11 protein-coding genes are annotated in these 13,327 nt (G+C 71.3%); all 11 read left to right on the top strand.

From position 1 onward, the window contains the following. Window positions 1-71: 71 nt before the first annotated feature. The 11 genes from RYH80_RS08375 to RYH80_RS08325 all read left to right on the top strand — a co-directional run bounded on the left by RYH80_RS08375 (window position 72) and on the right by RYH80_RS08325 (window position 13,241). Window positions 72-2,315, top strand: a complete 2,244-nt coding sequence (locus RYH80_RS08375) for a prolyl oligopeptidase family serine peptidase (protein ID WP_370903401.1) — start codon at window positions 72-74, stop codon at window positions 2,313-2,315. Between the two features lie 148 nt (window positions 2,316-2,463). Further along, complete coding sequence (locus RYH80_RS08370) at window positions 2,464-3,066, top strand: Yip1 family protein (protein ID WP_370903400.1); 603 nt, start codon at window positions 2,464-2,466, stop codon at window positions 3,064-3,066. Window positions 3,067-3,141: 75 nt separating this feature from the next. Further along, entirely contained in the window at window positions 3,142-3,423 is a 282-nt protein-coding gene (locus RYH80_RS08365) for a hypothetical protein (protein ID WP_370903399.1), read from the top strand. A 116-nt stretch (window positions 3,424-3,539) separates the two neighbouring features. Continuing rightward, window positions 3,540-4,766 (top strand): UbiA family prenyltransferase, encoded by a 1,227-nt coding sequence (locus RYH80_RS08360; protein WP_370903398.1) that lies wholly within the window; start codon window positions 3,540-3,542, stop codon window positions 4,764-4,766. 177 nt (window positions 4,767-4,943) lie between these two features. Next, complete coding sequence (locus RYH80_RS08355; protein ID WP_370903397.1) at window positions 4,944-5,201, top strand: DUF7127 family protein; 258 nt, start codon at window positions 4,944-4,946, stop codon at window positions 5,199-5,201. Continuing rightward, a complete protein-coding gene (locus tag RYH80_RS08350; protein ID WP_370903396.1) occupies window positions 5,198-7,468 on the top strand; it encodes a CDC48 family AAA ATPase in 2,271 nt (756 codons plus the stop codon). The genes RYH80_RS08355 and RYH80_RS08350 overlap by 4 nt, the downstream gene beginning before the upstream one ends. A gap of 243 nt (window positions 7,469-7,711) precedes the next feature. Next, window positions 7,712-8,722 (top strand): DUF4129 domain-containing protein, encoded by a 1,011-nt coding sequence (locus RYH80_RS08345; RefSeq protein ID WP_370903395.1) that lies wholly within the window; start codon window positions 7,712-7,714, stop codon window positions 8,720-8,722. 280 nt (window positions 8,723-9,002) lie between these two features. Further along, on the top strand, window positions 9,003-10,010 hold the full coding sequence (locus RYH80_RS08340) for a DUF4129 domain-containing protein (protein WP_370903394.1): 1,008 nt from the start codon (window positions 9,003-9,005) through the stop codon (window positions 10,008-10,010). After that, complete coding sequence (locus tag RYH80_RS08335) at window positions 10,007-10,963, top strand: DUF7269 family protein (RefSeq protein ID WP_370903393.1); 957 nt, start codon at window positions 10,007-10,009, stop codon at window positions 10,961-10,963. The genes RYH80_RS08340 and RYH80_RS08335 overlap by 4 nt, the downstream gene beginning before the upstream one ends. Continuing rightward, window positions 10,960-12,753 carry a DUF58 domain-containing protein gene (locus RYH80_RS08330; protein ID WP_370903392.1) on the top strand — a complete coding sequence of 598 codons (1,794 nt, stop codon included), beginning with the start codon at window positions 10,960-10,962 and terminating at the stop codon, window positions 12,751-12,753. Before RYH80_RS08335 ends, RYH80_RS08330 begins: the two co-directional genes overlap by 4 nt. Further along, entirely contained in the window at window positions 12,750-13,241 is a 492-nt protein-coding gene (locus RYH80_RS08325) for a DUF7519 family protein (protein ID WP_370903391.1), read from the top strand. The genes RYH80_RS08330 and RYH80_RS08325 overlap by 4 nt, the downstream gene beginning before the upstream one ends. Window positions 13,242-13,327 lie beyond the last annotated feature (86 nt).

Here is a 13,327-nt window from a genome sequence, read left to right as displayed (position 1 = left end):
CCGCCGGCAGTGTCTCGCGGCGAGACCCGCTACCCGAACGACCAAGTGAGCGACCGCCCGACGGACGGGGCATGGACGAGATCGACCTGACTGCGGTACACGACCTCCGACCGGTGACGGAGGTGTCACTCTCGCCGAGCGGCGACCGCGTCGCGGTCGTCGTCGAGGAGTCCGACCCCGAGGCCGACGAGACGCGGACCGCACTGTACGTCGCTCCGACCGACGGCTCGCGCGACCCGCACCGTCTCTCGCGTGCGTCGAGCGCCGCGAGCCCGACGTGGGGGCCGGACGGTGACCGCCTGGCGTTCCTCGCGGCACGCGACGACGACCTCGGTCACGAGTGGGGCAACGGCGACGGTGGCGACGGTGACGACGGCGACCGCGGTGACGCCGACGCTGCCGGTGACGACGAGATCGACGCCGCCGGTGACGCCGACGCCGGCGACGAGACCGACGACGGCGACGAGCGGATCGGCGAGGGACCGCGCCCGCAGGTGTGGGTGTACGACCTCGCGCTCGGGGGCGACGCCAGACGGGTGACGGCGTTCCCGGAGGGTGTCTCCGGGTTCGACTTGGCCCCGGACGGGGAACGACTCGTCGCGGCCGCCCGCGATCCGACGGCGACGGACCGCGAGTACCTCCGCCAGCGTCGCGAGGACGACGGGCCGATCGAGGTGACACGACTCCAGCACAAGGCCGACGGCGTCGGGTGGCTCGACGACGTGACGACGTACCTGTTCGTCTGCTCGCTCGACGACGAGTTCGACCCGACGCGACTCGACGACGCCTACGGCGCCGGCGCGGTCGAACCGCTGGCGGGCCTCCAGCCCGCGTGGGGGCCGACCGACCGAATCGCGTTCTGTCGCAACGCCGCCGCGTGGCCGGACGACTCCGGCGCGTACGACGTGTTCACGATCGCCCCGGACGGCACCGACGCCCGCCGTCTCACCGACGGCGCGCGGGCGTTCGCCCAGCCGACGTGGTCACCCGACGGCGACACGCTCGCCGTCGTCGGACGCGACCACGAGAACTGGTACCGTCCGGCCGAGGTGTTCCACCTGACGGACGACCCCACCCACGCGGTCGGCGACGGCCCCGAGGACACGAGCGTTGCGCCCGGCGACGGCCCCGAGGACACGGGCGTCGCGCCCGGTGACGGCGACTACGAGTCGCTGTCGGCGGCCCTCGACCGCACGGTGGCGCGGGAGGGGACGCTGGCGTGGCTCGACGACGAGACGGTGGTCGTGCCGATCGCCGACGAGGCGTGGACGCGACTCGCGGTCCTCCCGGTCGACGGGGAACCGCGACGCGCGTACGACCGGCAGGGGCGCCACCGCGAGATCGAGGCGTTCGACCTCACCGGCGACACGGTCGCGCTGGGACTGGCACGCCCCGACGCCCCGCCGGAGGTGTACGCGTTGGACGCCGGGGAGTTGCGCCCCGACGAGACCGGCGGGCCGCTCGCGCGTGTCACCGCGTTCAACGAGGACTGGGCGACGGATCGCCCGCTGCCGGACGCCGAGGTCCGGCGCTACGAGAACAGCGACGGCGAGGAGATCGAGGCCGTGACGTACTACCCGGCAGACTACGACCCGGAGACGGACGACCCGCGGCCGACGGTGGTCGCCATCCACGGCGGGCCGATGAGCTACGACGCGCCGACGTTCCGTTTCGACGTGGCCTACTGGACGAGCCACGGCTACGTCGTCGCGAAGCCGAACTACCGCGGCTCCACCTCCTACGGCCGCGCGTTCGCGGAGCAGTTGGCGGGCACCCGCGGCGAGTTGGAGACGGACGACGTGGTGTCGCTGACGGACGAGTTGGTCGCCGACGGCGTCGCCGACCCGGATCGGCTGTTCTGTACCGGCTTCTCGTACGGCGGGATCACGACGGCCCACGTCGTCACCCGCACGGACCAGTTCGCGGCGGCCGCGCCGGAACACGGGATCTACGACTTCTACGGCAACTTCGGCACGGACGACAACCACAACTGGCACGACTGGGAGTTCGGCGTCCCGTGGGAGAACCCGGAGACGTACCGCGAGATCTCCTCGCTGTCGCGGGTCGGCGCGGTCGACACCCCACTGCTGATCACCGCCGGCGAGGAGGACTGGCGGTGTCCGCCCACGCAGGCCGAACAGCTCTACGTCAGCGTCCGCAAGCAGGGTGTCGACGCGAAGCTGGTGATCTACACCGGCGAGAACCACGACGTCGACGACCCGAGTCGGACCACCAGACGCATCGAGGAACTCCACGACTGGTTCCGCGCGCACGACCCCGCCGTCGAGACGGACGACGCGGACGAGACGGCGTGACGGGGTGGAAGTCGGGAGCGGCGACGCGACGTGGCGATCGTCGGACGACCCGACGACTCGTCTCTCGTCCAGGGCGCCGTCCGGCCACCGTCTCACGGTGTGAGACACACGCCGACGATTGAACACACCCTCCGAACCGAGTGACGGTATGAACCTCCTGACGGATCCGGACGCGTTCTTCGCCGACCAGGCACGCGAGACGGACTGGCTCTCGCCGGTGTTGTTGTTGCTGGCGACGACGGTCGTCGGCGCGCTCACGGTGTGGGTGACCATCCAGCAGTTCTTCTCGGGGCTCGGCGGCGCCGGAGCGGTGTTCGCACTCGCGTTCGGGATCGGTGCGGCCGCACTCAGTCCGGTGGTCGTCTGGCTGGTGATCTCGGTCTGGCTGTACGCCGTCACGGCGGTCTTCGACGGCGAGGGGTCGTTCTGGGAGACGCTCCGGCTCGCCGGGTGGGCGTTCCTCCCCGCACTGGTCTCGTCCGTGATCGGGCTGGGTGCCACCTACGTCGCGCTCGGCTCGATCGCGCCGCCGGCGTCGATCCAGCAGTTCGGAGCGGCACAGGCGCGCCTCCAGTCGCACGAACTCGTCCGGCTGTCGAGCGCCGCCGGTGTCGGGTTCACGCTGTGGCAGGGTGTCCTGTTGACGTACGCGACTCGCCACGCCCGCGACGTGACGACGAAGGAGGCGGCGATCGCCGCCAGCGTGCCCATCCTCGTCTCCGTCGGGCTCACCGTGAGTAGCCTGGTGTAGTGGGTCGGAGGTGAGCAGTCTGTCGTCGTGTTCACCGCCGTAGATTTGACACGCTGAACGAACACACGTCGAAACGTGAGAACCGAGGAGATTGAGTTCGAGGTGGTCGGACGAGGCGGGAACCGCCTGTGGCTCCGTGTTCTCCACGGCCCCGACGAGGGGATGCGCCGCTCCGTCCCAGTTCGAGATGTCGACCACGAGCCGGGAGTGATCGCCACACTCGACGAACTAACCGACGGTGACTGCTTCTCTGCGGTACTAGAGAGTGAGGGTGTCGACTACCCGGATTGGCGTGTCTCCGACCTCGATCCGATTCCCTCACTGGACGACAAGTCGCGTGGCGCGCTCGGGAACTAGTCGTTCCTCTCGGCGTCCGACTCGTCGTCTCTCCCCGACTTTCACCTGCCTCCACCCACGTCCCACCACCCACACCCGTCGTGACACTTAACCACACACCTGCCGTCGGTCGATACGTGACAGTCGCCCGCGACGCGAGTGGTCCGGTCGCCGCCCTCAGTGCGTTCGCCTCGCAGGTCCACCCGGTCTTCATGCTCCCGCCGCTGGCGGCGTCGCTGTTCGGCGCGGTGTTGGCGGCCGACGCGGTGCCGGCACTCGACGGCTCGTTCGCGCCGCTGGCGGCGGGCGTCCACGCGCTGGCGATCTTCTGTGCGGTGTACACGGCCCACGTGAAGGACGGCTACGTCGACTTCTACGTGCGCGGGGAGGACGACGCCCACCCGATGAGTCGCCGCGGCTGTCTCGCCGGCCTCGTCGGCGCAGGGGTCGGCTTCGCGGCGGCGACGCTGGGCGTGGTCCTGCTGGCGGGGCCGCTCGCGGCGGTGCTCACGCTGCCGACCTGGGTGATCGGCTACCTCCACGCGCCGCAACTGGACACGAACCCCATCACGGCGACCGCCGGCTACCCGGTCGGGATCGCGCTGGCGATCTGTGGGGGCTACGCGACGCAGGCCGGCGCGCTCGCACCGGCACCGCTGGCGTTCGCGGGCGTGTTCCTCGCGGTGTTGACCGGCGTGAAGGTGATCGACGACGCGACGGACTACGAGTACGACCGATCGATCGACAAGCGAACCGTCGCGGTGGTCCTCGGTCGGCGGCGGGCGCGGCGCTTGGCGTACTGGCTGATGGGCGGCGGGCTGTTCGCCGTCGTGGCGTTCACCGTCGACGGGCTGTTCCCGCCGTCGGCACCCGTCGGTGTGGTCGCGTTCGCCGCGGTGGCGGTGCTGGCGGCAGACCGCGACGCCGCGACGGCGACGATGTTGCTCGTCCGCGGGGCGTACCTCCTGTTGGCGGGGCTGGTCGTCGCCGTGTTCTTCCGCCCGCTCGCCGGGGTGCCGCTGCCGGACGTGACCGTCCTCGGGCCGTACACCTACCTCGCGACGGAGGTCGTCTTCGGGAGTCTGGCGGTGTGGCTGCTCGTGCGGGCTCGCGCGCTCCGCCGTGCGCTGGTGACCGTCGCCGTCGTCTACCCGCTGGCGTACGTCTGGGACTGGTACACCCTCGAAGTCGGCGTGTTCGCGATCACGATGCGAACCGGCGTGGAACTCCTCGGGATTCCGCTGGAAGAACACCTCTTCATGTTCGTCGTCCCCGCGCTCGTGCTCGGCGTCCACGAGACCGTCCACGGGCGCGTCGCCCCGCCTGCCGACGCCGGCGAAGAGCCGACACCCGCCGACGACTGATCGTCGGCCCCCGGACGGCCGTCACTCACCCTCTCCACTCGGTCTCTCACCGACCACTCACACACGCACCTCGATGTGAACCGCTACACCACTCTCGAAACGTCACCCCCGCGCCGTACTGCGGTTAGTGGGCGACAGGTTCTTATACCTACGACTGTTACCTCTGGTTAGCGAAAGATGACTCAGAGACACAGACAGACTGGCGACGGGCGGCTCGTGCGGCAGTACGACTACCCGGACCGGTCGGTGTTCGCGGTGGACGTGACGGGTGGTGAGGACGGCGTCGGGTCGGTGTCGGTCGACACGGTCGACGGCACGGCCATCGTCGTCGTCGAGACGGCGGCGGACAGCGAGACGTTCGAGTTCGAGGTGCCCGGGGAGGTGACGGAGACGACGGCGAACAACGGTGTCGTCACCGTGGAGGTGGCCCGATGAAGCTCACCGTCAAGCCGCTGAAGCAGAAGGACGCCGGCCGTCGGCTGGCGGCGGTCGACCGCGCGGCGGCCGAGGAACTCGACCTCTCGGCGGGGGACTACGTCACCGTCGAGGGTGACGAGACCGCCATCGCGCGGGTGTGGCCCGGCTACCCAGAAGACGACGGGACGGGTGTCGTCCGGATCGACGGCCAACTCCGGAAGGAAGCCGACACCGGCATCGACGACACCGTGGCGGTCGAACCCGCCGACGTGTCCCCCGCAGAGCGGATCACGGTCGCGCTCCCCCAGCAGTTCGGGGTGCGCGGCGACATCGGCTCGCTCATCCGGAGTAAACTCTCCGGGCGGCCGGTGACGACTGGCCAGACGCTCCCGTTCTCGTTCGGCCTCGGCATGATGGGCGGCAACTCGCAGGCGGTGCCGCTGAAGGTCGCCTCCACCTCCCCGTCGGGGACGGTCGTCATCACCGACTCGACGGAGGTGCAGATCAGCGAACAACCCGCCGAGCAGATCGCCGAGGAGACGGCGACTGGCGGCGCCGAGACCCCCGACGTGACCTACGAGGACATCGGTGGGCTCGACGAGGAGCTAGAACAGGTCCGGGAGATGATCGAGCTGCCGATGCGGCACCCGGAGCTGTTCAACCGGCTCGGCATCGAGCCGCCGAAGGGCGTGTTGCTCCACGGCCCGCCGGGGACCGGGAAGACGATGATCGCGAAGGCCGTCGCCAACGAGATCGACGCGCACTTCGAGACGCTGTCGGGCCCCGAGATCATGTCGAAGTACTACGGGGAATCCGAGGAGCAACTCCGCGAGGTGTTCGAGGAGGCCCAGGAGAACGCCCCCGCGATCATCTTCATGGACGAGTTGGACTCCATCGCGCCCAAACGCGAGGAGACCTCGGGTGACGTGGAGCGGCGCGTCGTCGCGCAACTCCTGTCGCTGATGGACGGACTCGAAGAGCGCGGCGAGGTCGTCGTGATCGGCGCGACGAACCGCGTCGACGCCATCGACCCCGCACTCCGGCGTGGCGGGCGCTTCGACCGCGAGATCGAGGTCGGCGTCCCGGACCGCGAGGGCCGCAAGGAGATCATGCAGGTCCACACGCGGAACATGCCGCTCTCCGAGGAGATCGACCTGGACGCCTACGCCGACAACACCCACGGGTTCGTGGGTGCGGACCTGGAGTCGTTGGCGAAGGAGGCCGGGATGAACGCCCTGCGGCGCATCCGGCCGGAGATCGACCTCGAAGACGACGAGATCGACGCCGAGATCCTCGAACGGATCGAGGTGACCGACGACGACCTCAAGGAGGCGATGCGCGGCATCGAGCCGTCCGCGCTCCGCGAGGTGTTCGTCGAGGTGCCCGACGTGACCTGGGACCAGGTCGGTGGATTAGAAGACACCCAGCGGCGGCTGACGGAGACGATCCAGTGGCCGTTGGAGTACGGCGAGGTGTTCGACGCGATGGACATGGACGCCGCGAAGGGGGTCCTGCTGTACGGCCCGCCCGGCACCGGGAAGACGCTGCTGGCGAAGGCGGTCGCCAACGAGGCCGACTCAAACTTCATCTCGGTGAAGGGGCCGGAGCTGCTCGACAAGTACGTCGGGGAGTCCGAGAAGGGGGTCCGCGAGATCTTCTCGAAGGCTCGGGAGAACGCCCCGACGGTGGTGTTCTTCGACGAGATCGACGCCATCGCGACCGAGCGCGGCCAGAACACCGGCGACTCGGGCGTCTCCGAGCGCGTCGTCTCCCAGCTGTTGACGGAGCTCGACGGGCTGGAGTCGCTGGAGGACGTGGTGGTCGTCGCCACCACGAACCGGCCGGACCTGATCGACGACGCGCTGTTGCGTCCGGGTCGGCTGGACAGACACGTCCACGTGCCGGTGCCCGACGAGGCGGCGCGCCGGAAGATCTTCGAGGTGCACACCCGCGAGAAGCCGCTCGCCGACGGGATCGACCTCGACGAGTTGGCGGCCCGCACGGAGGGGTACGTCGGCGCCGACGTGGAGGCGGTGTGCCGCGAGGCGTCGATGAGCGCCTCCCGGGAGTTCATCACCTCCATGCAGGAGGCGACGGACCCCGAGGACTTCGAGCGCAGTCTCGGCAACGTCCGGATCACGCAGGCGCACTTCGACGAGGCGTTGGAGGAGGTCCAGCCCTCCGTCACCGAGGAGACCCGCGAGCGCTACGAGGAGATCGAGTCCCGGTTCCAGCGCAACGAGCCCAGAGACGACCCGACGGACGCCCGCGCCGCCTTCCAGTGAGGCGGTCGACGGACCCGACACGAACGTCGTCTCGGCAGGAGATGGACTCCTCGGTTCGCCACGCCTGTCGACCGGCTGACACACGGGCGCGTCGGACGCCACTCTCTCCCCGTGACTCGTTGTCTCTCGACCGGGTGCCCGGGCGACGACACCCCCAGACGCGGCCCAGACCCGGCGGTTCGGACGCCGTCCCGGTGGCCCCGTAGCGTAACCTACAACAGGTGTCTCGTCGCAGGGGGTGTCGTGGTAGCGAGACGCACGGTCCTCGTGGGTGTGCTGGCGGTGCTCGCGGTGGTGGCGTTGGGACTCGCCGCGGCGGCGCTGGAGACGACGGTCTCGGAGTCGAGTCCGGGTGGCAGCGGCGTCGGCGACCGGACGGACGTGGTGGGCGGCGGGGACCTGGCGTCCGGTGGGCTCGAACTCACCGAGGAGTCCGGACGGACGGTCGTCAGACCGCCGTGTCTGGTCGTCGTCGAGGACCTGGGCCCACGGCTGCTCGCACTCGGTGCCGCCGTCTACGTGCTGTTCCTGTGGCGTGACGGGTCGCACGGCCTGGCCGGACTGGCTGCGCTCGGGGCGGTGCTCCCGCTCGCGCTGCTCGTCGCCGGGCTCACACAGTGTACGACCGGTGACGTGCAGTTCAGCTTCGGGTTCACCGGTGCCACACCGGAGGGACTCGTCTCCGGTGGGGGTGCGACCGGGATCGCCGGCGGCGAGACGGCGGTGACGACACCGACGCTCGGGCTCGGTCTCCTCCTGGCCGTCGCGGTCCTCGCCAGCGTCGTCCTCCTGTTCGTCGCCACGGGCGACGACGAGCGGCCCGACGCCGCGTCGGCGGCCGACCCGGACGCCGAACCCGACGGGCCGGACTCGTTGGCCGCCGCGGCCGGTGTGGCGGCGGACCGGCTCGAGGACGACGCGGCCGTCGACAATACGGTGTACCGGGCGTGGCACGAGATGACGGCTCACCTCGACGTCGACGACCCGCACACCACCACGCCGGCGGAGTTCGCGACGGCCGCCACCGAGGCGGGCGTCCCACGCGAGGACGTGACCGCGCTCACGGAGTTGTTCGAGGAGGTGCGGTACGGGGACCGGGACGTGACACCCGAGCGACGGCGGCGTGCCGTCGCGGCGCTGCGACGCGTGGAGGCGACCGACGCGCCCGACGACCGGGTTCCCGACGCAGCGAGCGTCGAGACGACGGAAGAGTCCACTCCGACAGAGCGGGAGACGGACATCTCCGAGGACTGAAGCCGGTCCCTGCCCGTAGCCGCTCACTGGGGTAGCGACCTCACCGTCCGCTCCGTGTGACCGGCCACACCGACGGTGCCGGAGCTGTGACGGTGCCGCGAGCGTGTCGACGCGGTGACACACCCGCCGACGACCGCCGCGGTCAGACGCGGCGACGTTCGCCACTCCCGTGTGACTCGGGGAGTGTCGGGTGGTCGAGGGGGCGGAGTCCCCGACTGCGACGGTCTCCGTTCGCGGACACGTCGAAAGGTCTAAGCGGAGTTTCCTGCTAACCCGTGTCGTGGTAGACAGACGCACTGCCGCCACCGCCCTCCTCGCGGTCGCCGCCGTCCTGGCGTTGGGTGTCTCGGCGGCGACGCTGACATCGACGACGAGCACCGACACGGCGAGCGGGTTCGGTGTCGGGCCCAGCGGCGACCAGGCCGGCACGGGTCCCTCCGAGTCCTCGAGTGCAGGGGCGAGCGAGGACGGCGCCGAGAGTCCGTCGTTCTGGCTGTGTATCCCCCTGTTGAACACGCTCCCGGCACGGATCGCCGTCGCCGGACTCATCGGTGGCGTCCTGTTGTTGTTCTACCGAGAGACCGGCTCCCTGTTCCTGTCGACGATCACCGTCGCGTCGATCTCGGCTCCGTTCCTGTTCTTCTACTTCACGTTGACTCGCTGCAGCGGGCCGACGGAACTCGATCTCGCCGCCGGCACACAGCAGAACGCCTCCGGGTTCCTGCCGGAGGGTGGCGGTGCGGCGGGCGCCGCCGGGAGCGGGACGAGTGCCTCGACGCCGACGGTCCTCCTCGCCGTCCTGTTGCTGTTGGCGGCCGCCGGTGCGGTCGGACTCCTGTTGTACTCGACGAGTGACGACGTGGTGGCTGCGGACGACGACGAGTCCGACCAACTCTCGGAGACCCGCGCCGCCGCGGTCGGCTCGGTCGCCGGCGAGGCGGCGGATCGACTCGAAGACGACGCGGACGTCGAGAACGAGGTGTACCGTGCGTGGCGCGAGATGACGACACACCTCGACGTCCCACGCCCACGCTCCTCGACCCCGGCGGAGTTCGCCGCGGCGGCCGTCGACGCGGGGATGGCTCGCGAGGACGTGACCGCGCTCACCGAGGTGTTCGAGGAGGTGCGGTACGGCGACCGGGACGTGACCACCGACCGCGAGCGGCGTGCGGTCGAGGCACTGCGGAACCTCGAGGCGACGTACGCCGACGAGTCGGGGGCCCCCGAGGACGGAGCCGACGGTACCAGTGATCGAGACGGCCGCACCGACGGAGGTGACCGACGGTGAGACGATCTGCGATCGTGGGCGTCGTGTCGGTCGCGGTCGGATTCGTGGCTCTGTTCTCGCGCGGACTCGCGGGACTGTTCGACCTCTCGTACCTGTTCGTCACCGTCGTCGGCGTCGTGGCGATCGTGTTGGGGTTGAACGCGATCACGGAGGCACGCGAGGGCTCACGGGAGGCTGCGGACGTGCCGGACGTGGAGCTGCGGTACGAACTCCCGACACCCGGCGAGGACGTGGACGGCCTGTTGGCGGACGCGGAGGGATTCTCGCGGGCCAGTGTGACGCGGCGGCGCAACTTCCACGAGCGACTGCGAGCGGCGACGCTGGAGACACTGGTCGCCCGCGGGGAGTACCCGACGACGACGGCGGCGGAACGGGCCGTCGACGCCGGAACGTGGACGGACGATCCGGTCGCGGCGTGGTTCGTCGGCGAGACGCCGGAGCCGCCGTGGGCGGTCCGCGCCCGCGGCGTGCTCGGTTCGAACTCGAAGTTCTCGTTCGCGACGCGGCGGACGGTCGCCGCACTCCGGCGCGTCCAGACTGGCGGCGAGGACGCCGAGGCGGTGGCGACGGCGAGCGAGCGGGGAATCGCAGACCGGCTCGAACGCCGGCTCGCGACACAGATCGGCCGTCTCGCCGAACGCCTCCCGAGTACCGGCGGTGCCGGCCCGACGGACCGGCCCGACGGCGCGCTCGCGGGGCAGTCGGGCCGGATCGCCCGTGCCGACGAGTCGACGGCCGACTCGTCGGGAGCCGCGGGGGACGCGGCCGACGGACCGGCGCGACGAGCGGACCCCGGACCCACCGACGGTGGTGGTCGGTCTCGGCGGCCCGGAGCGTCGCGCGACGGTGACGGGACTGCCGAGGGGGCGCCGGCGGGCGGTGCGGGTCGTGTGGCCGACGCCGGGGCGACGGGGAGCGACGCGGTGTGGCCCCCCTCGGAGGTGGACGAGTGAGCGACCCCGACGGTGTCGCGGCCGACGCGTCGCGTCCCGACGACGAGCGAGCAGTGCGCGAGACGGCCGACGAGACGGCGACTCGACAGACGGAGGAGAGCGTGTCGACGACACACGAGACGGACGAACGGACCGAAGAGACGAGTGGAACCGAGCCGGGAGACGAGACGAGTGGAACCGAGCCGGGAGACGAGACGAGTGGAACCGAGCCGGGAGACGAGACGAGCGGAACCGAGCCGGGAGACGAGACGAGCGGAACCGAGCCCACGGCGGAGACGGGTGCCACGCCCGACACCAGACCGGGTGTCGTCGAGCCGGCGGTGACACCGGGGACGGGTGGCGACACCGGCCCCGGCGACGGCGGCGACGGACCGGTCGACACCGAGGGGAAGGGTGTGGACTCGGACGGCGTCGGTGAGGACGGAGCGACCCCCGACGACACCGAGACGGACGACCGGACTCCAGCGACCGAGCCGGGAGCGGAGACGACGGACGCGAGCACCGCGACGAGCGCGGACACGCGCGTCGAGGAGGTACTGGAGACGGGACGGTGGACCGGCATCGCGGCGGCGGCGCTGTTCCCGGTCGGTGCGGGACTGGTACTCCGACAGCCGGGACTGCTGTTGGCCGGGATCGTCGGCGTCGCCGTCGCGGCGTACGCACGCGGCAACCGCGACCCGGCAGTCGACGTGCGTGTCGAGCGGACGGTGTCGCCACCGGACCCGGACCCCGGCGACGACGTGACCGTCACCGTGCGCGTCCACAACGACGGCGGGTTCCTCGCCGACCTCCGCGTGATCGACGGGGTGCCGCCGGCGCTGGCCGTCGAGGGGTCGGCACGACTCGGGACCGCTCTCCGCTCCGGTCGGACGGCGGCCTTCGAGTACACCGTGACTGCGGTGCGGGGCGAACACGACTGGGAGCCGGTGACGGTCGTCGCTCGCAACGCCAGTGGTTCGCGGGAGACGACGGCTCGCGTCGACACGCCGACGACGCTGCGGTGTCACCCGGACCTGGCGGCGAGTACGTCGCTCCCGCTGCGTGGGTTGACGACACAGTTCAGCGGGCGCGTGCCGACGGACGTGGGCGGCAGCGGGCTGGAGTTCCACGCGACACGCGAGTACCGCCACGGTGACCCGGTGCGGCGGATCAACTGGGCGCGTCTCGCCCGGACGGGGGAGTTGTCCACGCTGGAGTTCCGCGAGGAGCGTGCCGCCACGGTCGTGTTACTCGTCGACGCGCGGGTCCAGGCGTACCAGGCGCCCGGCCCGGAAGAATCGAACGCCGTCGAGCGGGCCGTGGAGGCGGCGACCGTCTCCTTCTCGGCGCTGTCGGACACCGGCGACCGCGTCGGTGTCGCGGCGATGAGTCCCGACGAGTGTTGGCTCCCGCCGGGGACCGGCGCGGACCACGAGGCTGCCGCTCGCGAGCTGTTCACCAGCCACCCGGCGCTGTCGGCGACCCCCTCGGAGGACCGGTTCCTCCCGACGGCGTGGCTCACGCGGTTCCGGCGTCGCATCCCGGCGGACGCACAGGTGGTGTTCTTCTCGCCGGTGCTCGACGACTTCGCGGTGACCGTCGGGCGGCGACTCGACGCCTACGGTCACGCGGTGACGGTGGTGAGTCCCGACCCGACGACCGAGGAGAGTGCCGGGCGACAGTTCGCCCGTGTCGAACGCGCGAACCGTCTCTCGGAGTTGCGTGGTGCCGGACTGCGCGTGGTCGACTGGGGGGCGGAGACGGCGCTGGAACCGGAACTGGAACGCAGCGCACGGCGGTGGTCGCGGTGAACGTCGACCACTCGCCGCCGGTCGCGGGCGTCGCGGCGACCGCCGCCGCCGGCACGCTCGCGACGGTGGCGCTGGTCGTGGCGTCGCCGGCCGGCGCGGGCGTCGCCGCACTCGGCACGCTCCTCGCGCTCGCCGGCCTCCTCCGGCCGAGTCGACGGACTGTCGGGTGGGGTGCCGTGCTCGCCGGTGCGGGCGTGGTCGTCGGCGGCGCGACCGGTGGGACGCCGCTCCCGCTGTTGCTCGGTGCCGTCGGCGCGGTCGCCCTCTGGGACTTCGGCGAGCACGCACTGGGACTGGGCGAACAGCTCTCCGGGGACACGGACGCGACGCGCAACGTCGCCGTCCACGCGCTCGCGACCCTCGGCGTCGGGGTCGCCGTCTCGACGGTCGGGTTCGGCGTCTACACCGGCGCGACCGGCGGGCAACCCGTCGTCGCCGTCTTCTTCCTCGTCGCTGGGGCCGTCGGCGTCGCGGCCGCGCTGCGGTGACGGCGGCGGCTCGCGACGGACACCGCCGGGCGCCTCCTACGATGGCGGGGCCGACCCGCCACACCACCTGCGACTGCCGTCACCGA

It is taken from the genome of Halobaculum sp. MBLA0147 (assembly GCF_041361345.1).
Lineage (GTDB): Archaea > Halobacteriota > Halobacteria > Halobacteriales > Haloferacaceae > JAHENP01.
This window is presented reverse-complemented; position numbering and strand designations above follow the sequence as displayed.

Excerpts from the sequence above, each read along its gene's own strand:
- RYH80_RS08370 (WP_370903400.1), top strand. The coding sequence starts at position 2,464 with ATGAACCTCCTGACGGATCCGGACGCGTTCTTCGCCGACCAGGCACGC.
- RYH80_RS08350 (WP_370903396.1), top strand. The coding sequence starts at position 5,198 with ATGAAGCTCACCGTCAAGCCGCTGAAGCAGAAGGACGCCGGCCGTCGG.
- RYH80_RS08375 (WP_370903401.1), top strand. The coding sequence starts at position 72 with ATGGACGAGATCGACCTGACTGCGGTACACGACCTCCGACCGGTGACG.
- RYH80_RS08355 (WP_370903397.1), top strand. The coding sequence starts at position 4,944 with ATGACTCAGAGACACAGACAGACTGGCGACGGGCGGCTCGTGCGGCAG.